This window comes from Sphaerisporangium krabiense (genome assembly GCF_014200435.1).
Taxonomy (GTDB): Bacteria; Actinomycetota; Actinomycetes; order Streptosporangiales; family Streptosporangiaceae; genus Sphaerisporangium; species Sphaerisporangium krabiense.
Genome location: NZ_JACHBR010000001.1, coordinates 2779464 through 2804307, shown reverse-complemented (window position 1 = coordinate 2804307; position 24844 = coordinate 2779464). Strand labels below are relative to the sequence as shown.

The window sequence follows — 24844 nt, the reverse complement described above, 5'->3', positions numbered from 1 at the left end:
GGTGCCTCGCGGGATCACCCGTCGAGAAGGTCGTTCCTGGAGCGCTTGCCCAGCTTGCGCAGAGTACGGGCCACGTGCTGCTCGACCGTGCGCGGGGACAGGAACAGCACCTCCGCGATCTCCCGGTTCGTCCGCCCCCGGGCGAGCAGCCGGGCCACGTCCTGCTCCCTGGGCGACAAGGTGTCCCCGTATCCGCGCCTCCCCCGCCGCGACGAGCGCGTGACGCCGTGGACGCGCAGGTGGTGCCCGCACCGGTCGGCGTCCCAGGTGGCGCCCATCGCGGCGAACGCGTCGGCCAGCGCGGCCAGCTCCTCGGCGGCGCCGGGGGACCCGTTCTCCAAGCGGCACACCCACAGGCGCTCGGCCGCCAGGGCCGCGTAGTACGGCGCGGGCAGCTCCCCGTAGGCCCGCCGGGCCCGCTCGTAGTGCCGCAGCGCGAGCCCCACCTCGCCCTTGGCCTCGGCGAGCAGCGCGCTCGCCATCTCCAGCGCCGCCTTGGCCATGGGCGCGTCCCTGTCCGCCACGCCGCGGGCGAGGTCGCCCGCCAGGGTCTGCGCCTCGCCGAACCTGCCGCATTCGAGCAGGACGGACACCGCCACCGGGACCAGCTCCCCCGCCCAGGCCCACACCTCTTTGCGCCGCACGATCTCCAGGCCGCGCCGCGCGTCGGCGAGCGCGGCATCGGTCTCTCCCCGGGCGAGCCGCACCTTGGCGAGGGCGGCGAAACCGCTCACCACGACCGGGGTGATGGAGTCGTGCGGCGCGGCCACGCCGGTGGCGTTCAGCCACCCCTCGGCCTCGTCCCAGTCGCCGCGCGCGCCGGCCAGCCAGCCGAGCACCAGGGACAGCTCGCTGGCGTTGGGCAGCAGGTCGTGGTACTCGTCCAGCATGCCGAGGGCGCGCTCCTCCAGGCCGTCCCACTCGCCGAGCAGCCAGTCCAGCCGCGCGGTCGTGGCACGTCCGGTGCTGACGACGAACGGCGCGCCGACCTCGACGGCCATCCGGAGCCCCTCCCGCAGCAGCGGCCCGGCCTCCCGGTGGTGGCCGGTGCAGGCGCAGGCGTCGGCGAGGTTGCAGTGCAGGCGCGACAGGTTGCGCTGCTCGGCGGGGGTCATGGCCGCGTCCCGCGCCGGCGGCGCGAACGCGCGCAGCGCGCCCGGCTCCCCCACCTGCACCAGCGCCGGCGCGTAGTTGGCCAGCATCGTGAGCCGTAGCTCCTCGCCGGTCGCCTCGTCGATCATCGCGCCGAGGCGCTCGGTCCACGGCCTGATCCGAGGCAGCGGGGTCGTGCCGAAGTACGGCAGGGCGAGCACGGCGACGCCGCGGCCCAGCAGGTCGGGGCGCTCGTCCAGCTCGCCGATCGCGGTCTCGATGGCGTCGAGGCCCGCCTGCAGCCCGCCGGCCTGGCGGATCAGCAGCAGCCCGAGGAACAGCCGCACCTCGCCGCGCGCCGCGGTGGACAGCCGGGGGTCGCCGAGGACCCTCTCCAGCGTGGCGGCGGGGTCGTGCTGGTCGAGCCCGGTGTGCGCGATCTCGCCGAGCTTGACCGCCAGGCGGTCGACGTCGGCCGCGGTCAGTTCGGGCATCAGCAGCAGGCGCTGCAACTGCTGGGTGGCGGTGGAGGCGTCGCCCTCGCGGATGGCCCGGTCGGCGGCCTCCTCGCCGTACCGCAGCGCGTCCCCGGCGCGGCCGGCCCGGTGGCTGTGGTCGGCGAGCCGGACGAGCGGCCTCGGCTCGCGGCGCCGCAGCGCCTCGATGGCACGGGCGTGCAGCCGCCTGCGCTCGAACCCGGCCATGGTGTCGTACACGGCCTGCTGGGCGAGGGTGTGCCGGTACCCGTACAGGCAGTCGTCGGCCTCGTGCAGCACGCCGCTGCTCAGCGCGGCGGCCAGCGCGGCCCGGGAGCGCTGCCCGGTCAGCCCGGCCACCTCCTGCAACAGCTCGACGGTCGCGGGCACGCCGAGCACGGCCGCGGCCTCGGCGAGCCGCACCGCCGCGATGGGCAGCCCCGCGAGCCGTTCCGCCATGGCCTCGCGCAGCAGGACCGGCACCTCGACGTTCTCCAAGAGCTGCCGCGCGGCCGGGCCCTCCAGGCGCGACGTGCCCGCCGGGTCGCCGAGCGCCCGCATGGTCTCCTCGACGACGAACGGCAGGCCGGCGGTGCGCTCGTACAGCTTGGTCGCGAAGTCCAGGGTGATGGAGCGCCCGCCGTGCATGGAGGACGCCAGCGCGCGCACCTCGGCCAGGTCGAGGGGCTTCAGGCTCACCAGGACGCTGGTCGCGCCGGGCGGGGGACGGTAGGCGCTGCCGAGCGGCACCCCGCCGGGCGCCTCCTCACGGCGGTAGGTCACGACGATCGCGAGGTTCTGCGGCAGGTCGGCCATCAGGAAGCTCAGCAGGCTGCGCGAGCCGTCGTCGGTCCAGTGCAGGTCCTCGACGAGCAGCATCGCGGGGCCGACGGCGGACAGCAGCTCGCGCACCGCGCGGTACACCCGGTGGCGTTCCGAGCGCGGGTCGCCGGTGGGCTCGGGCGGGTCGGGCAGGAATTCGGACAGCTCGGGCAGCAGGGCGTGCAGCATACCGGTGACCGGGCTCAGCCGGTCGCGGTCGAAGGGCGGCGGATGGCCGCGCAGGGTGCCGAGCGCCTCCAGGATCGGGCCGTAGCGGAACGGCTCGCGCAGCGGCTGGCAGTACCCCGGGAGGATCCGCAGACGCCTCAGTGCCGGTTGGGCGATCAGCTCGCGGACCAGGCGGCTCTTGCCGACGCCGGCCTCGCCCTCGATCATCGCGACGGCCGGGGGCGAGACGAGCGCGGCGGTCAGCTCCTCCAGCTCGCTCCGGCGTCCGATCAGGATCGGCGACGCCGTCTGTGACCGTCCAGGTGTTCGCTGCCTCGGAGCTGCGGCCATTCCGTGTCCCGTCCGCGTCGCCTTGCTGAACCCCGTGGACTGCCGAGCTTAGGACTTCTGGTTCGTATTTGGAATATCGGATGTTTCACCGAATCACGTATCCCTACCTACGGCCCTACGGATTGATCGGCCACGCCCCGGAGCCGGATGGTGCTTCGCATACGACCGCCGGTCGCCGCCCGCGCGGCGGTCACTTTCTGGAGCCGGGCCACCGCTCGGCCGTAGGAAACGGAGAACCCCCCATGAGAGATCATCCCTCCTGGCGGCACGGCGCGCTCGCCGGCCTCCTGGCGGCAGGAACGGCGCTGCTGGGGCTGGGGTCCACACCGGCGCAGGCCGCTCAGGACCCGATCCGCAACGCGAACCGCCCCGGTTCCGTCCCCGGCGCCTACATCGTCGTCCTGAAGGACACCACCGCCCTCGCCGAGGTCACCACCGCGAAGGCGAAGGACCTGACGGCCAGGCACGGCGGCCGGCTGACCTACGTCTACACCGCCGGGCTGCGCGGCTTCGCGGTGAAGATGAGCGAGCAGGCCGCCGCGCGCCTGGCCGCGGAGCCGGGCGTCGCGTACGTGGAACAGGACGGCCGCGCCCACATCGCCGACACCCAGACCAACCCGCCCTCCTGGGGCCTGGACCGGGTCGACCAGCGCGCCCTGCCGGTGGACAAGGGCTACACCTACGGGAACAAGGCGGAGAACGTCACCGCGTACATCCTGGACACGGGCCTCTACAAGGCGCACGGCGACTTCGGCGGGCGGGCCTCGGACGGGTACGACTTCATCGACGACGACGCGATCGCCAACGACTGCCACGGGCACGGCACCCACGTCTCCGGCACCGTCGGCAGCGCCACGTACGGCGTCGCCAAGGGCGTCAGGCTGGTCGGCGTCCGGGTGCTGGACTGCTCGGGCAACGGCGAGTGGTCGCAGGTCATCGCCGGTATCGACTGGATGGTCAAGAACGTCAGGAAGCCCGCCGTGGCGAACATGAGCCTGAGCGGGGACCCGGACTCCTCGGTGGACGACGCCGTCGCGCGGGCCACCTCCGCGGGCATCACCATGGCCGTCGCGGGCGGCAACAACAACGGCGCCGACTCCTGCTCCTACAGCCCGGCGCGGGCGCCGTCGGCGATCACGGCCGGCGCGACCGACTCCTCCGACACCAGGTCCTCCTTCTCCAACGTCGGCACCTGCCTGGACGTCTTCGCGCCCGGGTCGAGCATCGTCTCCACCGCCAACTCCGGCGGCACCGCGACGATGAGCGGCACCTCGATGGCGTCGCCGCACGTCGCCGGGGCCGCGGCGCTGTACCTGTCGGCCAACCCGTCGGCCACGCCCGCCGAGGTGACCAAGGCGCTGACCGGCAACGCGACCCCGAACGTGGTCAAGAGCCCCGGCTCCGGGTCGCCGAACAAGCTGCTCTACACCGGGTTCATCGGCGGCGGCGGCCCCAACCCGCCGACGTGCGCGGGCGGCGGCAACGACGCCGACGTGGCGATCCCCGACGCGGGCTCCGCCGTGAACAGCCCGGTGACGATCCAGAACTGCGAGGGCAAGGGCACGACCTCGACCTCCGTGAAGGTGGACGTCGTCCACTCCTTCACCTCCGACCTCGCCATCGACCTGGTGGGGCCGAGCGGCGCCGTCTTCACGCTCAAGAAGCCGGGCGGCGTCGGCACGGCCGACGGGGTTCACCAGACGTACACGGTGAACACCTCGGCGGAGAACAGGAACGGCGCCTGGCAACTGCGGGTGCGCGACCTGTACTCCTACGACGCCGGGACCATCGACGCCTGGTCGATCACCTTCTGAGTTCCGGTTGAGTTCCCGGCCTGCCCTCGACCCTGCCGGAGAAGTGGTGGAAGCGATGCGGAAGAGCACGTCGGCGCCGGTGGAGACGCGTTCGCGCACGGCTCGGGAGTCCGGGCCTCGTGTCGTGCTCCACCCGCTCGGGCTGCGGACGTTCCCCGGCGAGCGGTCGGCCGTGGGGGCCGTCCGCCGGTGGGCGCGGCGCGTGCTGGCCCGCGGGATGGCGGGCGAGCGGCTGGACGACGCGGTGCTGCTGCTCAGCGAGCTGGCCGCCAACGCCGTCGTCCACGCGCCGGAGGGCGGCCGGAGACCGGTGACCGTACGGCTGTCCGCCACGGCCGGACGGCTGCTCGCCGAGGTGTCCCACCCCGGGAACGGCGCCCCCGCCCTCCGCGTGGCCGCTCCCGGCAGCCCCGGGGGGCGGGGGCTGCTGCTGGTGGACCTGCTGTCGTCCGGCTGGGGCGTCCACCGGACCGGCGCGACGACGACGGTGTGGTTCCTGATCGGCCCGTGGGTTCAGCACGGGCGGGACGGGGCCCGGTCGGAGGCGGGCCAGAGGTAGGGGAGGTCGTCCGGGGTGCCGGCGAAGATCGGGCCGTAGAAGGACGGGTCCTTGCGGACCAGGGCCGACCTGTGGCTGAGGTGCAGCGCCCGGTCGCCCAGCCACGGGGGCAGCTCGCCCGCCTCGCCGAGGCGCGGCTGGGTGCGGGGCTCGGCGACGGCGTGGCATTCGGCGAGCTCGCGCAGCATCTTGGCGGCGCAGGTGTCGGCCCGGCCGAGCGAGCACCAGTGCGCGCAGACCTCCAGGCCGTACCTGACCAGGGCCTCCTCGTAGCCCGCCCACATGCGGACGACGGGGTGGTGGCGCCAGCCGTACCCGGGGACGGTGAGGGCCCGCAGGACCTGGAGGGCCTCGACCCGCTGCTTGCCGAGGCGACGGGGGTCCAGCACGCGGGCTGTGGCCGCGAAATCTGGATAAGGGAGGAATGTCTGCATCATTCCCTCCGGCCGTCAAGGTCGTCACGGGACCGGTGGCGTTCCTCACCCACAGTAGGCGAAGTGGCGGCCGGGACGATGTTCCAGCAGGATGTGGGCGTATCGCCGGGCCGCGAGCGCCGCGAAGGAGACACATGAACGCCCAGGAGACGCCGGACGACGGCGCCTACACCGCCACGCGCCTGTCCCTGCACGCGGTCGCCGAACTGCTGCTGGCCGGGCCGCAGTACCGGACCAGCGGGACCATCAGGCTGCGGGTCACCCCAGAGGGCTTCGGGACCGTCGCGGCGCCGGATCTGCGGGTCGAGGGGGACGTCCTGGTCGCGGGCGCCACGCGGCTGCCGCTGGACGGACGGTCCCTGAAGGAGCTCGGCGCGGCCACCGGGGCCGGGGCCGGCGCCCCCGAGGGGCTCTACCACGACGGCTCCGGGGCGTCCGCCGGCGACGTGCTGCGGGTGGAGGCCGGCGCGGCCCGGTACCTGCAGCGGTGCCTGGCCCTCGGGGACGAGGCGCTGCGCGCGTTCGCGCCCGGCGAGACGCCGGTGCTGTGGCCGGAGCACTTCGACATCGGGATCCTGCTCGACCAGGTGGCCTACGGCGTGTCGTGCGGGGACACCTACCTCGGTGTGCCGTACGCCTACGTGGTGCCGTGGGAGGCGCGGAGCGGGGAGTTCTGGAACGCCCCGTTCGGGGCCGCGCGCCCGATGAGCGAGGTCTCCGATGTGCCCGGCTTCTTCGCCGAAGGCCGGCGACGCCTTACCTCCGACGGACCAGAATAGAACTCATGAGCGAATGGCAGGAGACGCGGGAACGCCTGCGCGCGTTCGCCCTGGGCCTTCCCGGGGCGCACGAGGACTTCCCGTGGGGCGAGAGCGTCGTCAAGGTCAACAAGAAGGTCTTCGTGTTCCTCGGGCTGGAGGAGCCCACCGAGAAGTGGCGGCCGCAGTTCTCGGTGAAGCTCGGCGGGTCCCATGGCCACGCGCTGAGCGTCCCCGGCGCGGCGCCGACCAGCCACGGCCTCGGGCGCTCGGGGTGGGTGACGGTCCCGTTCACCGACGACATGCCGGACGGCGAGGTGCTGGACGACTGGGTCGAGGAGAGTTACCGCATCGTCGCCCCCAAACGCCTCGTCGCCGAGCTCGACGCCTCCCGCGCCGGATGACGTCCCATCTGCGGGGAAGTCGGGCGGCATGAGGAACGACCACGTCCCCGGGGCGGCGCCGGGCGCCGGTGGCGAGGGCGCGGCCGAGGCGCTGGTGCTGACCGGGGGGCTCGGGTCGGGCAAGACGACGCTGGCGATCGCGGTCGGCGCGTCGCTCGGGGACGTGCCGCACGCCGTCGTCGATCTCGACTGGCTCTGCTGGTGCGCGGGCGCGGACGTGCACGAGATGCTCACGGTGAACCTCCGCGCGGTGGCCTCGGCCTACGCCGCCGCCGGGATCAGGCGGCTGGTGCTGGCGCGGGGCCTGCTCGAGCCGTCCCACCTCGACGCGGTACGCCGGGCGCTGCCCGGTGCGGCGATCACCGTGGTCCGCCTGGCCGTCTCGCCGGACACCGCGCGCGAGCGCCTGCGCGCCCGCGACCGGGGCGCGACCCTTGAGGAGCACCTGGCCGAGCTGGAGGCGTTCCAGCACGCGGTCGAACGCGCGGGTCTGGAGGACGCGGTCGTCCACAACGACGGCCGCCCTGTGGACGAGGTGGCCCGCGAGATCCTCACCCTGTGGACGACCGTCCCGGCTCCCTGACCCCCTCGGCGCGGGAGCCGGGTCGATGACTGTTGCTCCTGGGCCTGCCCGTGCCGGTGGGGACATTGGGAAGGATGGGGGTGTGCGGCTTGAATTACAGATCTGGGGATATGTCGTTCTAGCTACATTTCTGTGCCTGCCGGTGCCGGCGCTCCTCGCGTACGGGGTGGCCGTCCTGCGGGCGCGGCGGGGTGACCCGCATCCGTACCGTACGGCGTACGCGGAGGTGTTCGCCGTCGCCGGGACGATCCCATGGCTGTGGATGATCCTGACGCCCGGCAGGGCCTCCGGCGTGACGCTGCTCCCGTTCAGCGATCTGGCGGAGCTCGCGACGGCGCCGCCCGGAACGGTGTCGGCGCAGGTCGGGGGCAACCTTCTGGTGTTCGCGTCCCTCGGCGCGCTGCTGCCCGTGCGCTCGTCCCGCTTCGCCGGGGTGTGGCGGGTGACCCTGCTCGCGGCGGCTCTCTCGGTGACCGTGGAGGTCGCGCAGTACGTCCTCGACCTCGGCCGGGTGTCCTCGACGGACGACGTCCTGCTCAACTCCGCGGGTGCCGCGCTGGCGAGTCTGGCCACGCTGCGATGGCACGCGCGACCCGCGGTTGCCGAAAGCGGTCCACGGTAACAACCCCAGAACGCCCCGCGGATCACCACACAGGCACGATCCGCGCAAAAGAAGCACGGGACCAACCTCCGTATCTGTGCGATCGTGGACAAGGCGGGGCAAGTTCTCTGGAGACGCGGGCCGCTTTGGTGACTGAGGGTGGTAGAGCGTGATTGAAGGATCCCCGGTACCACATGAACCCCCGATCTATCGCCGCATCGCCGACCGTCTACGCCAGGCGATCCTGTCCGGCGAGCTGCGGGACGGGGACCGGCTGCCGGGCGAGAACGCCCTCATGTCCGAGTACGGCATCGCGAGAGCCACGGCCAGGCAGGCGCTGGCCGTCCTCATCAACGAAGGGGTGGCCGTGCCCAAACGCGGGTCGGGGGTCTACGTACGCCAGTTCCGGCCGATCCGGCGGCACGGGTCGCGCCGCCTGGCGCGGGAGCAGTGGGGCGCGGGCAGGGCGATCTGGGACTCCGACGTCAGCGGCCGGCCGTACACCGTGGACGAGCTGCTCATCGCGCGCGAACCGGTGGCCGAGGACGTCGGGCGGGTGCTGGACTGCGACGAGGTGTGGGTGCGGCGGCGGCGCTACTCGGTGGACGGCAGGCCGGTGCAGCTCGCGGCCTCGCACTTCCCCGCCGCGCTGGTGGAGGGCACGCCGGTGACCACGCCCGACACCGGCGCGGGCGGCGTCTACGCCCGGCTGCGCGACCTCGGCCACGCGCCCGTGCACTTCACCGAGGAGGTGCGGGCCCGCATGCCCGCGCCCGAGGAGGCGGCGCGGCTGCGCCTGCCCGCGGGGACGCCGGTGATCGAGGTGTGCCGTACGGCGTTCGCGGCCGGCGGCGCGGCGGTCGAGCTCAACAAGATGATCATGGACGCCGCGTCGTATGTACTTCAGTACGACTTCGACGCGTGAGTCAAGGCGTCACGTCAAGCGTTAGGTTGACCTGTCCCCACCGAACATTGATTTCTCTAGAGATGTCCCGCAACGTGAGGGTGAAAGGTACAAACCTGGCGCTGTGAGGGGTGGACGGGATGTCGTTCGATCGGCACCTCGCCGAAATCGCCCGGGAGTTCCCCGACTGGACCATATGGCGGAGCGACGCCGGGCGATGGTGGGCCACCCGGCACCGCCTGCTCACCGAGGAGGAACGCGACGCGGGGTGCGCCATGACCATCGACGCCGACGACGCCGAGGGTCTGCGCGAACGGCTGCTCGACCAGCAGGAGCGCGGCTCGCCGGACGACACCGCGACCGGCACTGGGACCGGCACTGGGACCGGCACCGCGACCGACACCGGGGCCGACACCGAGACCTGATCGCCCGCGACGCCGGCCGACAGGACGCACGGAAACCTCCGACCCGATCGGGGGCGGAGGTTTCCGTGCCGGCCGCGGATCCGGCCGTCGCCTCGTGACGCGGGGCCCGGGCACTCCCGCTCAGTTCGGCACCCCGGGCCCCGCTCCGCCCTACGGCCGGTGCGCGGTCAGGCCGTCCTCACCGGCGCGGTCGGCGCCCGTCACGACGTGGACGTCGTGGACGTCGTTGACCTCGAAGAACCCGCGGACGCGGCCCTGGGACGGGCCCTCGTGGTCGTTGGCCTGGTGCGTGTCGTTCGCCCCGTGCCCGCGGGCCAGGCCGTTCGCCCCGGCCGTGTCGTCCGTACCGGCCGCGTCGTGCCGCCGGAACTCCACGTACTCTTCCTCGTGCTCCCGGTCGTCCTCGGCCTTGGCGTCGGAGATCGCCAGGGAACCGCCCTCGCGGCGCGCGTCCTCGCCCGTACGCGCGCCGGCCGCGTCCTGATCGTCCCCGCCCGCGGCCTTCTCCGCCGTGACCCGGTCCGCCCGGTCGTCCGCGTCGGTCACGGCGTCCGTGTCGTTCGTGTCGGCCGTGTCGTTCGTGTCGTCGGCGCCGGCCCTGTCGTCGGCGTCGTCGAGGACCACCCGGACGGCCTCGCGCTCCTCCGCCGTGGCGCCGGGCTCGTCCGTGATCACCGGGCGCGGCGGCAGGACGGCGGCCTCGTCGATCAGCGGGCCCGCCGAGTTCTCGCGCTGCAGCAGGTCGCTGAGCACGGACCCCATCTCGTTGAGGCGGCGCATGACCTCGCTGTGGGTGTCGGTGAGGAAGGTGACCCGGCGGCCGGTGTGGTCGTCCAGCGACGTGGCACGCCGCTGCGCCGAGGACAGCGTCTCGGCGGCCTCGGCGGAGGCGGACTCGCGGGTCGCCTCGGCCTGGGCGTTGGCCTCGTTCACCAGGCGCTCGGCCTCGTGCTGGGCGGCCGTCAGCGTGCGGTCGGACTCGGCGCGCGCGGTGCGCAGCGTCTCCTCCGCCTCGGCGCGCGCGGTGCCGAGCGTCTCCTCGGCGTCCGCCCCGGCCTGGGCCAGCAGCCGCTCGGCGGACTCGGTGGCCTCGTGGACGCGGCGCTCCGCCTCGGCCTGCGCGGCCGACAGGATGCGCTCGGACTCGGCGGTGGCCTCCTCACGGGTCTTGGTCGCGTCGGCGTCGGCGGCCTCGCGCTTGGACTTGGCCTCCTCCTCCGCGAGCTTCAGTATCGCGCTCAACCGCTGGCCCAGCTCGTCATAGTCCTGGGGGGCCTCGGCCAGGCGGCGCCGGGCCTCCGCGAGCTCGATGCGGCCCTGCTCGGCCTGATCGATGGCCCTCGCCAGACGTTCCTCAAGATCACGGATCTGGTTGCGCGTTCGGACCATGTGATCGTGGACCTGCCTGCGGCTGTATCCACGCATCACGACCTCAAAGCCGAGGTCCTCGTGCATCATGTCGGGGAAGCTGTCGTGCTGGTTCGTCATGGCTGAGCCCTGGGGGTCTGGATTCGAGTGGGGGTCGTGCAAACGACACGTCAGGACACGACTTTCCTGCCAACCGCCCAAGTCCGCAACCCGAACGCATGGCCTCATGCGGTCTTATGACCGCCTACCAGCAGCAAGGGTCCTGAAACCGGCGGATGCCCCCATGAGATCCTCGAAGGCATGAACGAGCCCCCTTTCCCGCCGTACATCGCGTCGCTGGACGCCGACACGCCGTCCATCCACCCGGAGGCGTACGTCGCGCCGACCGCCGTCGTGGTGGGCCGGGTGCGGCTGGCGCGCGCCGCGAGCGTCTGGTACGGCGCCGTGCTGCGCGGCGACGACGAGGCGATCGAGGTCGGCGAGGAGTGCAACATCCAGGACCTGTGCTGCCTGCACGCCGACCCGGGGCTGCCGGCCGTGCTGGAGGACCGGGTCAGCCTGGGGCACCGGGCCGTGGTGCACGGGGCGCACGTCGAGGCCGGGGCGCTGGTCGGCATCGGCGCGATCGTGCTGAACGGCGCGAGGGTGGGCGCGGGGTCGCTGATCGCGGCCGGGTGCGTGGTGCCGCCGGGCCGGCGCGTCCCCGCGGGGGTGCTGTTCGCCGGGGTGCCGGGGAGCGTCGTGCGGGAGCTGACGGACGCCGACCGCGCCACGTTCGCACGGACGCCGGACAATTACATGGCGAAGGCCGCCCGCCACCGCGCCGCCTCCCCGGTGCGGGGGGCGTGAGGCCGGGCGCGGCCGCCGTCCGGGAGCCGTTTCCACGCCACCAGTAGCATGGCCGCCGTGCAGTGGGACCCCTTCGCGGCGATCGAGCGGGATGTCCGCGCCATGGTCGCGGACCCGCGGTGGGCCGACGTCCCCCCTGCCACGCAGCTCCAGGCGATGGCGGCGCGCCTGCTGCGCACCGAGGACGGCGCCTGCTGGATGTTCGGCGCGCACGCCCGCTGGTACCGCGCCGACGACTCCGAGGCGGCCTGGCACCTGTCGGCCCCTCCGGCCGCGCCCGCCGTCCGCGCCGCGGCGCGCCCGCCCCAGCCGGGCGTCCCGATCCCCGAGGGGCTGCTGCCCGGCCCCGCGGACGTGACCGCCGGCCGCGGCTCCACCCAGGCGTTCGTGGGGCCCGACGTCTCCCGCGAGATCACCGAGCGGGTGCGGGGGCTGCTGACCGAGGCCTGCCGCCCGCGGGAGGACGCGCCGCTGGTGTCGGGGCCGCTGCGCGACCTCTTCTACGGGGACGTCACGGCGGGGGTCGCGGCGATCTGGGGCACGGTCATGTGGTGCGCCTACGCCCCGGCGTTCGACGGCAACGAGGTCCTGCTGTCGATGTTCGGCGAGTTCCTGAGGCGTCCGCTGCCCGGGGACGACTGGGTGCGGTGGCTGCCGCCCACGCCGCTGGAGGCGCTGACCGCCCTCTACTGCGAGCCGCTCGGGCGCGGCGCCCAGGGCGCGGCGCTGCGGCTGGCCGCCCTGATGGCCGACACCGCCCGCGTGCTGCTCCCGGACGGCCGTTTCACCCCGCGCGCGAGCGCCCTGATCGCGATGCTGGAGCCGCTGCTGGCCCGCCCATGGCTGGACCACGCGGCCCGGGACGCGGCGGCGCTCAGGGACGCCTGGCTCGCCCGCTGCCCGCGAGGCCTCGCGGCGGGCGTGCTGGCGGAGACCTCGCCGGAGGACCACTTCCGGCACACGCTGTACGACCTGGTGGAGGCGCTGGCGTTCGCCGCGGGCCACGGCGCCGATCCGCGCGCGGTGGCGGCGGCGCTGCTGGCCGCCGACGTCCACGAGGTGGCACCGGAGGCGGCGGCCCGGCTGTACCCCTACCTGGACCCCGAGCTGCGGCGGGCGTACTATCTGGCGCTCGTCGAGCCGGACCACCCGCTGCGCGGCTGCTGGCCCGAGGAGGGCGAACCCGCCGACGCCCTGCGCCCGCCCGACCGCGCGTCGGCGGCGGCGCTGCTGGGGGCGGGGTACGCGACGGGGCTGGCGTGGTGCGGGCTGACCGGCACCGAGCCGCCCGCACGCGGGTTCCCGGCGTCGGCGGCGACGGTGAGCTGCCTGATCGGCCAGCGGGACGACCCGCTGCCCGCGGTGCTCCCCGAGAGCACGGACGCGTCGTCCGGCGCCACAGAGACCTCAGACGAATGGATTCACCACACCTGACCGGGGTGTCATGATCTAAACGTTAAAACCAGCTATTTGATACTTACCTCTCGTATATCATTCCCCATCCCCCTATCGGCGGCTTTGACCGAATTGTGATCTACGATCCTGGAAATGGTTCCCCGAGTACACGGGCGGCCCCGGCGAATGGTCCCGATGGGCCATGTCGTCGAAAGCCGCCCGGTCGTAACCTCGAAGTGGGTGTGGGCTGCGGAAGGAAGGACGACGCGGTGGGGCACGACAACCTGGACTCACGGGTCCATGACCGTGTCGCGTTGGACGAGATCGCGCTCTACGCGGAGGTGCTCAGCGCCGTCGCCGTCAGCGAGCGACAGCTGACCTTGGATGAGCTCGACAACGCGCTCGGATTGCGTACTTCGGTAAGTCGCTGAAGAAGCTCACAGAACTGGTCCCGGACTCCTCGGGGGTTCGGGACGGTTTTGTGAAAAGGCCCCTTACCACCCCACCCCATACCACCCGACGGGACTAGTCCGGCCGGGCCGCCGGACGGTCGTACGGCCCTACGAGCGCACTAGCCTCGCGATGGCCGCCGACGCCTCCTTGACCTTCGCCTCGGCCTCGGGGCCGCCGCCCGCGATCGCGTCCGTGACGCAGTGGCCGATGTGGTCCTCCAGAAGGCCCAGGGCCACCGCCTGCAGGGCGCGTGTGGCCGCCGACACCTGCGTGAGGACGTCGATGCAGTAAGAGTCTTCCTCGACCATGCGCTGCAGGCCGCGGATCTGTCCCTCGATCCGCCGAAGTCTGGTCAGATACGCCTGCTTGTCTCCGCTGTACCCGTGCATAGCATCTACCATACCGGTTCGGGGTATACCACAGCGGTGCGCGCGCCGGACGGCCGGGGTGCCCTCACCGTCCCGATGCCACCTTGGCACCGCGTCCCCGCAGGTCGTCGGCCAGGTACTCCCACTGCGCCGCGACCACCGACCCGGCGTGCCTGGCCGCCGACTCCAGGGCCCCCGCCGCGAGCACCATGCGCCGCCGCTCGTCGTCGATCAGCGTCAGCATCGCGCGCGCGAACGCCTCGACCTCGTCCTCGCCCCGCGGCACGAGCACGCTGTCGCGGCCGGGGGTGACGAACTCGCCCGCGCCGCGCGCCCCCGCGAAGCCGACCACGGGGACACCGCAGCCCAGCGCCTCGATCACCGTCATGCCCGGGCTCTCGGCCAGCGAGGTCACCGCCACCAGCGACGCCTTGGCGAACTCGCCCTGCAGGTCGGGCGTCGTGCCCATGAAGTACACGTTGTTGTGCAGGTTCAGCCGGCCGACGAGCGCGCGCAGCCGCTTCTCCTCCGGCCCGCCGCCGTACAGCCGCAGCCGCCAGTCGGGACGCTTGTCCGCGACGATCGCGAAGGCGTGGACGAGCTGGTCGAACGCCTTGCCGGGCAGCCATCTGCCGCCGGCGGAGACGATGCGGTTGTCCATGCGCGAGCGCGGCCACGGGCCCTGGGGCAGCGCGTCCGGCACGACTTCGAGGCGCGGGCGCGCGACGCCGTCGAAGACGCGGGCGAAGTCGTCCCTGGCCGTCTCCGTCGAGGTCACCACGGCGTCCAGCTTGGGGTAGAAGCGCCGGACCGGCGCGGGGACGGCCGGCCGCGTCCACTCCCTGGCCAGCCGCAGGATCTCCCGGGGAACGTGCCGCGCCGCCTGCACGCTCAGCGCCGCCCGGGTGGTGACCAGGACGTCCGCGCGCAGCCCGCGCAGGGCGCGCCACAGGGCCATCTCGGTGCGCATCTGGCCGCCGGGCAGGATGTGCCGGACACCGGGGCGCGCGTCGATCAGCCAGCGCATCGACAGACGCCGGTCCACCGGGAAGAACGGGGTCTCGCGGACCCTCCTGACGCTGATGATCTCGACCTCGTGCCGGGACGCCAGCCCCGCGGCGAGGTTGAGCACCGCCCGGGTGTCACCGCGCATGCCGTACGCCGAGGGCACGAGGAAGCAGATCTTCATCCCCCCACCTCGAGACGCAGCTCGTCGTCGGAGGTGTAGCACGGGCGGACGGGGACGCCGTCCACCCGGGTGTCGGGATACTGGACCCTGCGCCCCTTGCCGTCCACGTCGTCGATGCGCGCCCCGAGCGGCAGCGGGGCCTCCAGGCCGTCCACCTCCAGCGAGGGTTCCCACAACCCCTCGTACTCGGGCGTCGCGGCCAGCACGTCGCACAACGACAGGGCGGCGTGGAAGCGGACGCCCTTCACGGTCGCGGTGGCCGTCACGGCCGTCTCCGGGCCCTCCGCGCGGCGCAGGGCGAGGCGCGCGGTGTGGTGGGAGTCGTCGTCCACGAAGCCGGTGTAGGCGAGCAGGCCGGTGACCTCGAAGCGGCCCTCGCGGAACCACACCGCCCGGACGTCCGCCCCCGGCTCGACGTGCGCGACCTTGACCGCGAGGTAGCCGTTGCGCGTCCGGTAGGCGCGGTAGGCCAACGTGCGCCGGCTGAGGGCGTAGGCGTCCAGGCGGTCCAGCGAGAAGCCCGGGTCCACGCACTGCACCCGCGTGCGCCTGGGCCCGCGGTCCGGGGACCGTTCCCGCACGGGGGCACGCGCGACCCCCTCGGGGCCGCCGGGCGGGTCGTCGTGTTCGAGATAGGCGTCCCAGCGGCCAGGGGTCAGGGCGAGCGGCGCGAGCGACACCGCGACGGAGGCCTCGCGCACCTCGGCGCCCGGGGCGCCGAGCGCCACCGCGACCTCGGCGCCGCCGCCTCGCTGGCGCAGGACGAGCCGGGTGCCCTCGGCCAGAGGATCGCTGATGGCGAGCCTGAGCGAGAGGACATCCGCCATCGTGACCTCGGCGTCGGTTACGACAACGCGCACCGGGCCCCCTCCCCGTTGATTGAGCCGCGCGACGTTGAGGTTACCGTAATCCGTCCGTTATGAGGAGAAAGGATTTCCAGGCCATTTCAATCTGGCCACATTGGTCACAGGCCGTCCCGCCCGCCCTGGCCGGTTCCGTCAGGCTCCGACAGGCTCGCCCTGCTGCCCCTTTTGGTCCTTTTGTCCCTTCACCGAGGTGATCAGGAGCTGGGCGACGTCGACGACTTCGAGGGTTTCCTTGGCCTGGCCGGTGTTCTTCTTCTCGTTGATCGCGTCCCCCAGCATCACCAGGCAGAACGGGCACGCCGTGGACACGGTGTCGGGATCGGTGGTCAGCGCCTCATCCACCCGCTCGGTGTTGATCCGCTTACCGATCCGCTCCTCCATCCACATCCGCGCCCCACCCGCGCCACAACAGAACCCCCGCTCCTTGCAGCGGTGCATCTCCTGGGTCCGCACCCCCGGCACCGTGGCCATGATGTCGCGCGGCTGGGCGTACACCTTGTTGTGCCGCCCCAGGAAACACGGATCGTGATAGGTGATCTTCTCCTCGATCGGCGTCACCGGCGTCAGCTTGCCCGCCTCCACCAGGTGCGCCAGCAGCTGGGTGTGGTGTACCACCTCGAAGTGACCGCCGAGCTGCGGGTATTCGTTGGCCAGGGTGTTGAAGCAGTGCGGGCAGGTCGCCACGATCTTCTTCACCCCCGCCTCGTTCAACGTCTCGATGTTCTGCCGGGCCAGCATGTCGAACACGAACTCCATCCCAAGCCGGCGAGCCGGATCCCCGGTACACGCCTCGCTCGGCCCCAGCACCGCGAACCTCACCCCCGCGATGTGCAGCAGCTCGGCCACGGCCTTGGTGGTCTTCCTGGCCCGGTCCTCCAGCGCGCCGGCGCAGCCCACCCAGAACAGGTACTCCACGTCCTCGGGCATCTTGTCGTCGACCATCGTGACCTCGATGGGGTCGACCTCGCGGGAGGCCAGCTCCTCGATCCACTCGGCGCGCTTGCCCTCCGGCAGGCCCCACGGGTTGCCCTTGTTCTCCAGGTTCTTCAGCATCACCCCCGCCTCGGAGGGGAAGCTCGACTCGATCATGACCTGGTAGCGGCGCATGTCGATGATGTGATCGATGTGCTCGATGTCCACCGGGCACTGCTCCACACACGCCCCGCAGTTGGTACACGACCACAACACATCCGGATGGATCACACCCTCCTCGCCGACCAAGGGCTTGCCCGCCAGGGCGAGGACGTCCTCGGGAAGCTTGGCGCGCTCCTCCTCACCGGCCAGCAGGTATGGAGCGATGGCGAAGGCGTGGTCGCGCTGGTCGAGGATCAGCATCTTGGGCGACAGCGGCTTGTCGGTGTTCCAGGCGGGGCACTGCGACTGGCACCGGCCGCACTCGGTGCAGGTGTAGAAGTCGAGGAACCCCTTCCACGTGGTGTCCTCGATCTTGCCGCGGCCGAAGACGTCGGTGTCGGGGTCGGCTTCCTCGAAGTCCAGCACCTTGCCATGGCTGCGCATCTCCGGCACCGCCCCCATGCCGTCCGGACGGCGGGAGAACAGCACGTTCAGCGGCGCGGTGAAGATGTGCAGGTGCTTGGAGTTCACCACGATGACCAGGAACACCAGCATCACGCCGATGTGCAGCAGCAGCCCCACCGGCTCCAGCGCCTCGTTGACGCCCACGCCGAGCGGGCGCAGCGCGGCGGCGACGGCCTCGGAGGCGAACGCCCCGGAGTCGTAGGGGAAGTTGCCCGTGTTGATCGACGCGCCGCGGAACAGGAACAGCGTCCAGATCACGTTGAAGATCATGAAAAGGATCAGCCAGGCGCCGCCCAGGTGCGAGCCGGAGAACCGGGAGTCGCGGCCGAGCTTCTTGGGCGAGTTCTTCAGGCGGATGGCCGCGAAGGACACCAGGCCGAGGACGCAGGCGACGGCGATGAGGTCCTGGAGGAACCCGAGCACCGGCCAGGTCCCGATGAGCGGGATGTGGAAGTCGGGCTCGCCGGTGATCGCGCCCTGGATCAGCGCGCCGTACGCCTCGACGTAGACGGTGATCAGGATGACGAACGCCCAGAACACCACGAAGTGAGCGACGCCCGACGGCGTCCACTTCAGCAGCTTCTTCTGCGCGAACACCTCGACGACCTGGGCCTTGAGCTCCGCGCCCGCGTTGTCCCTGGCGTAGCGCACGCGTTCGGGGGCCGGCTGGCCGCTCGTCGCGAGACCGTAGAGCCAGTGCGCGCGGCGACCGGCGAGGACGACGGCCACCGCCGTCATCACGAGCCCGATGATCGCTACCAGGAGCACGGGTCCTCCAAAGTGTGCGTTGGTCGCCCAGCGTAGACGTGCCGGTCATCCAGCGTGACGGTGAAACCACTGCGAATGGTACCCGCAGGTAACTTGTGGGTTGACCAGGGCTTCGACCCGCCGGACGGTCCGATATTAGAACAATGCTCTACGAAGGCCGGGCGGCGGGGGCGATCACGCCTCGCCGAGGTAGCGCTGGATCGTCGGCGCCAGCAGGGCGACCAGTTCCTCGACGTCGACGGACGCCACCGGCTCCACCCGGAGGACGTACCGCATCAGGACCACGCCAAACATCTGCGCGAACGCCGCCTCCATGCGGACCAGCGGCACGCCGAGCCCCGCGGCGACCCGGCGGAGCAGCGCGTGGGTCATGAACTCGCGGATCATCGCGACGATCTTGTCGTTGGTCATCGCGCTGCGCATCAGCGCCAGGATCGGCTCGCGCGCCTGGGCGTCCGCGGTCATCGTGAGGACGAACCGGGCGACCCGTTCGCCGATCTGCTCGCGGGGCCCCTCCATGACCAGCGGAAGCACCTTGGACGGGTCCACGGGGAGCTGGAGGGCCGCGACGAAGATGCCCTCCTTGGTGTCGAAGTAGTGGTGCACCAGGGCGGGGTCCACCCCGGCCTCGCGGGCGATCCCCCGGATCGTCGCCTTGTCGAACCCCTTCTCCGCGAAGATCTTGCGGGCCGCGGTCACGATGTCGCCGCGGGTGTCCGCCGAGCCGGGGCGCCGCCCCGGACGCCGTCGTTCCCCCGTCACCCCTCCGCCTTCCGCGCCGTCGTCACCGACCGATCGGATCATGCCCGCAAGACCCGATCATGTCGAGGACGAGGCGGCGAAGTGAAGGCGGGCGAAGGCGAGGCCCTCGGCGAGGTCGTCGATGCGCTCGGTGCGCCCGGCGGCCTTGCGGGTGTTGATCTCCAGCACGATGAGGCCGCCGTACCCGGCGGTGGCCAGGCGCTCCAGCACCCGCGCGCACGGCTGGCTCCCCCGCCCCGGCACCAGGTGCTCGTCCTTGTTGGTGGTGCCCACGCCGTCGGCGAGGTGGAGGTGCGCGAGACGGTCGCCGAGCTTCTCCGCCATCTGCAGAGCGTCGGACCCCGACACGGCGGTGTGGGACAGGTCCAGCGTGACCTGGGGGAAGTCGTAGTCGACGACGTCCCACCCCGGGGAGTAGGGGACGACCTCGGCGCCGCGGGCGCGCAGGGGGAACATGTTCTCGACCGCGAAGACCACGTCGGTCTCGTCGCGCATGCGGGCGAGGCCGGTCTCGAAGTCGCGGGCGTACTCGCGCTGCCAGCGGAACGGCGGGTGCACCACGACCGTGCGGGCGCCGAGCCGCTCGGCGGCCTTGCGCGCCCGGACGAGCTTGGCCCACGGGTCACGGCCCCACACCCGCTGGGTGACGAGAAGACAGGGGGCGTGGACGGCCAGCACCGGCACGCCGTAGTGGTCCGAGAGGCGTTCGAGCACGTCGATGTCCTGGCTGACCGGGTCGGCGCCGACCATGACCTCGACACCGTCGTAACCGAGGCGCGCGGCCAGCTCGAAGGCGTCCGGAGTGCGCTCGGGATACACCGACGCGGTGGACAGTGCGATCTTGGCGTTGGGGACACGGATGACGTCGGTCACATCTGCCAGCCTAAGCCGGGTCGCGCCCAGGTCGCGTTGCGCAACCCGGATGCAGCGCAGATCACAGTCGCGTGCTCGGCGTTATGCCTGGTCTAGCGTATGTCCCATGGCGAGGATCGTCGACGGGGCCATTCCCAGCCCCAACATCTGGAACTCCCCCCGCACCTACGAGCTGGAGAACCGCGCCGTCGACCCCGACGGCGCGGCCGAGGCCGCGATGGCGGCGATCCGGCCGTGGACGGGCGGCGCCGTCCTCGACATCGGCTGCGGCACCGGCTTCCATCTGCCCGGTCTCGCCGCGACCGCCGCCCAGGTCGTCGGCATCGAGCCCCACGCCGGGCTCGCGGCCCTCGCCGCCGACCGCTGCCGGGCGCTGCCCCACGTGACGGTCCGCACCGCCGCCGCCCAGGCCCTGCCCGTCCCCGACGCCTCGATCGACGTCGCCTTCGCCCGGTGGGCGTACTTCTTCGGACCCGGCTGCGAGCCCGGCCTGCGCGAGCTGTCGCGGGTGATGCGGCGGGGCGGCGCCGCGTTCGTCATCGACCTGGACGCGGGCCGCGGCGACTTCGGGGCCTGGTTCAGCCGTACGGTGCCGAGCTACTCCGCGCCGGCCGTGGAGGCCTTCTGGGCGCGGCAGGGATGGGAGCGGAAGGAGCTGGACCTGCGCATGGTGTTCTCCTCCCGCGCCGACCTGGAGGCGGTGCTGCGCATCGAGTTCGCCCCCGCCGTCGCCGAGGAGGCCATCGCGCGCACCGAAGGGCTGGAGGTCGCCTACCCGAACATCCTGCGCTGGCGTCTCTACTGACCCCTCGCCCTGTCCTTCCGCCGGCCGGGACGTTCCGGCTTGACCTTGACGTTGACGTCAAGGGTTAGCGTGAGCGCGGATCAGGGAGGGCCTTATGCGCATCGGGGAGCTGGCGCGGCGCGCGGGGGTGAGCACGCGGGCGCTGCGCTACTACGAGCAGCAGGGGCTGCTGAGCGCCCGCCGCTCGTCCAACGGCTACCGGGAGTACGACGAGGCCGACCTGAAGCTCGTGGCGGAGATCCGCTCGCTGCTCACGGTGGGCTTCACGCTGGAGGACGCGCGGCCGTTCGTGAACTGCCTGCGCGCCGGCAACGAGTCGGGGAACGCCTGCCCGGAGTCCGTGGAGGTCTACCGGCGCAAGCTCGCCGAGATCGACGAGCAGATCCGCACCCTGTTCGGCCGCCGCGCCGAGGTGGCGGCCCAACTCGCCGAGGCGTGCCCGGGATGCGCGCTCAGAACCGGAGGAACAAGATGATCACGCTGACCGCGGAGAACTTCGCCGAGCAGGTCCTGGAGAGCGACAAGCCCGTGCTCGTGGACTTCTGGACCGAATGGTGCCCGCCGTGCCGCATGGTCGCCCCGATCCTCGAAGAGATCGCCAAGGAGTACGAGGGCCGCCTGACCGTGGCCAAGCTGAACGCCGACGACCATCCCGAGATCGCCTCCCGCTACGGGGTCATGGGCTTTCCCACCATGAACCTCTACCGGAACGGCGAGGTGGTGCGCCGGGTGGTCGGCGCCAAGCCCAAGCGCCTGCTGCTGGCGGAGCTGGACGGCGGGTTCTGACCGGCTGACGCGGCCCGTGCCGATGGGAAATGTCGGTGCGGGCCGCTAACGTGCCCCCATGACCAAGACGCAGAAGGCCGGGTACCGCTGCGGGGAGTGCGGCTGGCGCACGCCCAAGTGGGTCGGCCGCTGCGGCGAGTGCCAGGCCTGGGGCTCGGTCGGCGAAGAGGGCGGCCGGTCCGGCGTCCACGTCGTCCAGGGCGGCGCCGTGACCGCCCCCGCGCTCCCGATCGGCGAGGTCAAGGCCGAGTTCGCCCGCGCGCGCACCACCGGGGTCGGCGAGCTCGACCGGGTGCTCGGCGGCGGCCTGGTGCCCGGCGCCGTCGTGCTCCTCGCCGGCGAGCCGGGCATCGGCAAGTCCACCCTGCTGCTGGAGGCCGCGGCGAGCATGGCCCGCCACGAGACCGTCCTGTACGTCACCGGCGAGGAGTCCGCCGCCCAGGTCCGCATGCGCGCCGACCGCATCGGCGCCATCCAGGACCGTCTCTACCTCGCCGCGGAGACCGATCTGGGCGCCCTGGTCAGCCACGTCGAGCGGGTCCAGCCGCGCCTTCTGATCGTCGACTCCGTGCAGACCATCGGCTCCGCCCAGGCCACCGGGGTGCCGGGCGGGGTCACCCAGGTCCGCGAGGTGACGGGCAACCTGGTCCGCCTGGCCAAGGAGCGCGGCCTGTCCACCGTCCTGGTCGGCCACGTCACCAAGGACGGCTCGATCGCGGGCCCCCGCGTGCTGGAACACCTGGTCGACGTCGTGCTCCACTTCGAGGGCGACCGCCACTCCCGGCTGCGCATGGTGCGGTGCATCAAGAACCGGTTCGGGCCCACCGAGGAGGTCGGCTGCTTCGACCTCAACGAGCGGGGCATCCAGGGGCTGCCCGACCCGAGCGGCCTGTTCGTCTCGCGCCGCGCCGAGCCCGTGCCCGGCACCTGCGTCACCGTCACCGTCGAGGGCACGCGTCCCCTTCCGGCCGAGGTGCAGGCGCTGGTCGGCCCCACCGAGGCGCAGCAGGTCCGCCGCTCCACCTCCGGCCTCGACCCGTTCCGCGTGACCATGATCCTCGCCGTGCTGGAGCGCCGGCTGAACGCCCGCCTGAGCGGCTGCGACGTCTTCACCGCGACCGTGGGCGGCATCCGTCTCAACGACCCCGCCGTCGATCTGGCGGTGATGCTCGCGGTCGCGAGCGCGGCGGGCGACCGTCCCCTTCCCCCGGGGCTGATCGTCCTCGGCGAGGTCGGCCTGGCGGGCGAGCTGCGCCCGGTGCGGGACGTCCGGCGCCGGGTGGCCGAGGCCGCGCGGCTGGGCTTCTCGCACGCCCTGGTCCCCACCGGCTCCCTCGAACAGGACACCGCGGCCGCCTCTCCGGAGGGCCGCGAGGGCCGCAAACCCGTGCCCGTGGCCAGGTCCCCTCTCCGCACGACGAACTTCGCGCACGGTTTCGACGTCACAGAGGCAGAGAACGTCTGGGACGCGCTGACGCACGTCACGTGAGCCGTACGGCGCGCGGCCCGGACCGGTGTCCGCGCGCCGCCGCTAAACTGGGCGCGTCAGCGACCAGCGGGGGTCATGTGGCGAACAATTCCAAGGGCATCGACGACCGCCGGAGATCCACCCTTGCCGCCCTCGCTCCAGGCACCGAACTACGCGACGGCCTGGAGCGTATTCTCCGTGGGCACACCGGCGGGCTCATCGTCCTCAACTATCACAAAGGCGTCGAAGAGGTGTGCACGGGCGGGTTCACGCTCGACGTCGAGTTCTCCGCGACGCGGCTGCGCGAGCTGGCCAAGATGGACGGCGCCATCGTACTCGACTCCGCGGCCAACAAGATCGTACGGGCGGCGGTGCACCTCGTGCCCGATCCGTCCATCCCCACCAACGAGTCGGGCACCCGCCACCGCACGGCCCAGCGGGTGGCCAGGCAGACCGGCTCGCCGGTGGTCTCCATCAGCAAATCGATGCGGATCATCGCGCTCTACCTGGACGGCGTCCGCTACGTCCTGGAGGAGTCCGCGGCGATCCTGTCGAAGGCCAACCAGGCCCTGGCGACGCTCGAACGCTACAAGATGCGCCTGGACGAGGTCTCCGGCACGCTGTCGGCCCTGGAGATCGAGGACCTCGTCACCGCGCGCGACGTCGCGGTCGTCGTCCAGCGGCTCGAGATGGTGCGCCGCATCGCGGGCGAGATCGAGGGCTACGTCGTCGAGCTCGGCACCGACGGGCGGCTGCTGTCCCTGCAGCTCGCCGAGCTGGTCGCGGGGGTCGAGGAGGACCGCGACCTGATCATGCGCGACTACCTGCCCGCCGAGGCCGGACGCCGGTCGCGTTCGGTGGCCGACTCGCTCGCCGAGCTGGACCGGCTGTCCCCCGGCGACCTGCTCGACCTCACGGCGGTCGGGCACGTCCTCGGCCACGCCGGCTCCGAGGCCATGGACCGGCCGGTCAGCCCGCGCGGGTTCCGCCTGCTGGCCAAGGTGCCCCGGCTGCCCGCGACCGTCGTGGACCGTCTCGTGGACCACTTCGGCGGCCTGCAGAAGCTCCTGGCCGCCGGCATCGACGACCTGCAGTCGGTGGGCGGCGTGGGCGAGTCCCGGGCGCGCAGCGTCCGCGAGGGCCTCTCCCGCCTCGCCGAGGCGTCCATCCTGGAGCGGTACGTCTAGAACGCTCCCAAGCGCGGCCTGGCCCGCCGTCAGGCGCGGCGAAGGTGGAACACCACCTTGGGACTCCTCAGGACGCCCAGGCGCGCCTGGGCGACGTACGTGCCCGGGCGCGCCTTCGGGCGCGCGGCGTGACAGTCGGGGGCGGAGCGGTGGCGGTCCCAGCGGATCGCCCGCAGGTGCGGGACGCCGCGCCGGAGCCGGCGCATCTCCTTGCGCTCGCCGCTCAGGCAGTCGGCCGTGGACCAGACGCGGTCGTCGCCGGAGGTGATGCGGACCTCCATCGCCCGCGGCCCGACGTCCACCGCGCAGTCGACGCGGCCGGTGTTGACGAGGGTGAGCATGAACGCCGGCGCCCCCTTGCCGGTGTAGACCTCGGACTCGCCGTGCAGGCTGAGCACCAGGTCGGCCCGCTCGCACGGGTCCCCGGGCCGCGGGACGCGGGTGGGGGCGGGCGTCGCCGACGGGTGCGGGGGCGCGGCGGCCTTGGCGGGAGGCGCCGCCGTGACGGACGGCGAAGGCGTCGCCGTGACGCCCGCGGGCCCGCCTTTCGGTACGGCGCCGTCGTGGCGGCGCCGGGCGTCGGACCCCGACCCGCTGGACGCGCTCGTGCAGGCCCATGCGACGACGGCGACCACGACGAGGGCGCCGGTGAGCACCGAAACCCTGCGGCGCCAGTAGACCTCGGGGCCCTCTACGCCGACGTCACCACGGAACGTGTCCGGATCCATACTGACAGTATGGTGAGTTGTGGCTCGCCGGGCGTGTCAACCCGCCGAT

General features: G+C 72.6%; 26 protein-coding genes. 16 read left to right on the top strand and 10 right to left on the bottom strand.

Features of this window, described 5'->3' with window-relative positions; all coding sequences use genetic code 11:
- Positions 1–14: 14 nt before the first annotated feature.
- Complete coding sequence (locus BJ981_RS39115; protein WP_204070770.1) at positions 15–2909, bottom strand: ATP-binding protein; 2895 nt, start codon at positions 2907–2909, stop codon at positions 15–17.
- Between the two features lie 242 nt (positions 2910–3151).
- On the opposite strand from BJ981_RS39115, the gene BJ981_RS12525 reads away from it, so the two are divergent.
- Both BJ981_RS12525 and BJ981_RS12520 read left to right on the top strand, forming a co-directional pair.
- The gene (locus BJ981_RS12525; RefSeq protein ID WP_184611008.1) at positions 3152–4723 is read left to right on the top strand and encodes a S8 family peptidase; all 1572 of its coding nucleotides are present in this window, start codon (positions 3152–3154) and stop codon (positions 4721–4723) included.
- A 55-nt stretch (positions 4724–4778) separates the two neighbouring features.
- Positions 4779–5282 carry an ATP-binding protein gene (locus BJ981_RS12520; RefSeq protein ID WP_184611006.1) on the top strand — a complete coding sequence of 168 codons (504 nt, stop codon included), beginning with the start codon at positions 4779–4781 and terminating at the stop codon, positions 5280–5282.
- Here the strand turns inward: BJ981_RS12520 and BJ981_RS12515 are convergent.
- Positions 5237–5671 (bottom strand): MSMEG_6728 family protein, encoded by a 435-nt coding sequence (locus tag BJ981_RS12515; protein ID WP_239139801.1) that lies wholly within the window; start codon positions 5669–5671, stop codon positions 5237–5239. The two genes, BJ981_RS12520 and BJ981_RS12515, sit on opposite strands and share 46 nt — an antisense overlap.
- Positions 5672–5850: 179 nt before the next feature.
- Between BJ981_RS12515 and BJ981_RS12510 the strand changes: the two genes are divergently transcribed.
- The 6 genes from BJ981_RS12510 to BJ981_RS12485 all read left to right on the top strand — a co-directional run bounded on the left by BJ981_RS12510 (position 5851) and on the right by BJ981_RS12485 (position 9391).
- The gene (locus BJ981_RS12510) at positions 5851–6495 is read left to right on the top strand and encodes a hypothetical protein (protein ID WP_184611001.1); all 645 of its coding nucleotides are present in this window, start codon (positions 5851–5853) and stop codon (positions 6493–6495) included.
- 5 nt (positions 6496–6500) lie between these two features.
- Positions 6501–6878, top strand: coding sequence for an MmcQ/YjbR family DNA-binding protein (locus tag BJ981_RS12505; RefSeq protein ID WP_184610999.1), 378 nt, complete (start codon positions 6501–6503; stop codon positions 6876–6878).
- A gap of 28 nt (positions 6879–6906) precedes the next feature.
- Positions 6907–7461 (top strand): hypothetical protein, encoded by a 555-nt coding sequence (locus BJ981_RS12500; RefSeq protein ID WP_184610998.1) that lies wholly within the window; start codon positions 6907–6909, stop codon positions 7459–7461.
- 142 nt (positions 7462–7603) lie between these two features.
- The gene (locus tag BJ981_RS12495) at positions 7604–8083 is read left to right on the top strand and encodes a VanZ family protein (protein WP_204070771.1); all 480 of its coding nucleotides are present in this window, start codon (positions 7604–7606) and stop codon (positions 8081–8083) included.
- 151 nt (positions 8084–8234) lie between these two features.
- On the top strand, positions 8235–8987 hold the full coding sequence (locus BJ981_RS12490; protein ID WP_184615972.1) for a GntR family transcriptional regulator: 753 nt from the start codon (positions 8235–8237) through the stop codon (positions 8985–8987).
- A 119-nt stretch (positions 8988–9106) separates the two neighbouring features.
- Positions 9107–9391 carry a hypothetical protein gene (locus BJ981_RS12485; RefSeq protein ID WP_239139802.1) on the top strand — a complete coding sequence of 95 codons (285 nt, stop codon included), beginning with the start codon at positions 9107–9109 and terminating at the stop codon, positions 9389–9391.
- Positions 9392–9541: 150 nt separating this feature from the next.
- On the opposite strand, the gene BJ981_RS12480 is transcribed toward BJ981_RS12485, so the two are convergent.
- Positions 9542–10879, bottom strand: coding sequence for a coiled-coil domain-containing protein (locus BJ981_RS12480; RefSeq protein WP_184610994.1), 1338 nt, complete (start codon positions 10877–10879; stop codon positions 9542–9544).
- 180 nt (positions 10880–11059) lie between these two features.
- Here BJ981_RS12480 and BJ981_RS12475 point away from each other — a divergent pair, with 180 nt between their 5' ends.
- The 3 genes from BJ981_RS12475 to BJ981_RS12465 all read left to right on the top strand — a co-directional run bounded on the left by BJ981_RS12475 (position 11060) and on the right by BJ981_RS12465 (position 13434).
- Entirely contained in the window at positions 11060–11608 is a 549-nt protein-coding gene (locus BJ981_RS12475; protein ID WP_184610992.1) for a gamma carbonic anhydrase family protein, read from the top strand.
- Between the two features lie 48 nt (positions 11609–11656).
- Positions 11657–13042, top strand: a complete 1386-nt coding sequence (locus tag BJ981_RS12470) for a hypothetical protein (RefSeq protein ID WP_239139803.1) — start codon at positions 11657–11659, stop codon at positions 13040–13042.
- A 230-nt stretch (positions 13043–13272) separates the two neighbouring features.
- On the top strand, positions 13273–13434 hold the full coding sequence (locus tag BJ981_RS12465; RefSeq protein WP_184610987.1) for a hypothetical protein: 162 nt from the start codon (positions 13273–13275) through the stop codon (positions 13432–13434).
- 129 nt (positions 13435–13563) lie between these two features.
- Here the strand turns inward: BJ981_RS12465 and BJ981_RS12460 are convergent, their stop codons facing one another.
- The 6 genes from BJ981_RS12460 to BJ981_RS12435 all read right to left on the bottom strand — a co-directional run bounded on the left by BJ981_RS12460 (position 13564) and on the right by BJ981_RS12435 (position 19821).
- Complete coding sequence (locus BJ981_RS12460; protein ID WP_184610985.1) at positions 13564–13845, bottom strand: metal-sensitive transcriptional regulator; 282 nt, start codon at positions 13843–13845, stop codon at positions 13564–13566.
- A 64-nt stretch (positions 13846–13909) separates the two neighbouring features.
- On the bottom strand, positions 13910–15013 hold the full coding sequence (locus tag BJ981_RS12455; RefSeq protein ID WP_184610983.1) for a glycosyltransferase: 1104 nt from the start codon (positions 15011–15013) through the stop codon (positions 13910–13912).
- The gene (locus BJ981_RS12450) at positions 15010–15873 is read right to left on the bottom strand and encodes a hypothetical protein (protein WP_184610981.1); all 864 of its coding nucleotides are present in this window, start codon (positions 15871–15873) and stop codon (positions 15010–15012) included. Before BJ981_RS12450 ends, BJ981_RS12455 begins: the two co-directional genes overlap by 4 nt.
- A gap of 138 nt (positions 15874–16011) precedes the next feature.
- Entirely contained in the window at positions 16012–18186 is a 2175-nt protein-coding gene (locus tag BJ981_RS12445) for a (Fe-S)-binding protein (RefSeq protein ID WP_184610979.1), read from the bottom strand.
- Positions 18187–18360: 174 nt separating this feature from the next.
- On the bottom strand, positions 18361–18948 hold the full coding sequence (locus tag BJ981_RS12440) for a TetR/AcrR family transcriptional regulator (protein ID WP_239139393.1): 588 nt from the start codon (positions 18946–18948) through the stop codon (positions 18361–18363).
- Positions 18949–19005: 57 nt separating this feature from the next.
- Entirely contained in the window at positions 19006–19821 is an 816-nt protein-coding gene (locus tag BJ981_RS12435; RefSeq protein WP_184610975.1) for a sugar phosphate isomerase/epimerase family protein, read from the bottom strand.
- A 106-nt stretch (positions 19822–19927) separates the two neighbouring features.
- Between BJ981_RS12435 and BJ981_RS12430 the strand changes: the two genes are divergently transcribed.
- From BJ981_RS12430 to disA, 5 genes are all read left to right on the top strand, one after another.
- Complete coding sequence (locus tag BJ981_RS12430; RefSeq protein WP_184610973.1) at positions 19928–20626, top strand: class I SAM-dependent methyltransferase; 699 nt, start codon at positions 19928–19930, stop codon at positions 20624–20626.
- A 94-nt stretch (positions 20627–20720) separates the two neighbouring features.
- The gene (locus tag BJ981_RS12425; protein ID WP_184610971.1) at positions 20721–21101 is read left to right on the top strand and encodes a MerR family transcriptional regulator; all 381 of its coding nucleotides are present in this window, start codon (positions 20721–20723) and stop codon (positions 21099–21101) included.
- Positions 21098–21412: a thioredoxin gene (gene trxA, locus BJ981_RS12420; RefSeq protein WP_184610969.1), complete on the top strand. Its 315-nt coding sequence runs from the start codon at positions 21098–21100 to the stop codon at positions 21410–21412. The genes BJ981_RS12425 and trxA overlap by 4 nt, the downstream gene beginning before the upstream one ends.
- 58 nt (positions 21413–21470) lie before the next feature.
- On the top strand, positions 21471–22901 hold the full coding sequence (gene radA / locus BJ981_RS12415) for a DNA repair protein RadA (protein ID WP_184610967.1): 1431 nt from the start codon (positions 21471–21473) through the stop codon (positions 22899–22901).
- Between the two features lie 77 nt (positions 22902–22978).
- Complete coding sequence (gene disA, locus BJ981_RS12410; RefSeq protein WP_184610965.1) at positions 22979–24067, top strand: DNA integrity scanning diadenylate cyclase DisA; 1089 nt, start codon at positions 22979–22981, stop codon at positions 24065–24067.
- 29 nt (positions 24068–24096) lie between these two features.
- Here the strand turns inward: disA and BJ981_RS12405 are convergent, their stop codons facing one another.
- Positions 24097–24795 (bottom strand): hypothetical protein, encoded by a 699-nt coding sequence (locus BJ981_RS12405; RefSeq protein ID WP_184610964.1) that lies wholly within the window; start codon positions 24793–24795, stop codon positions 24097–24099.
- Positions 24796–24844: the final 49 nt, after the last annotated feature.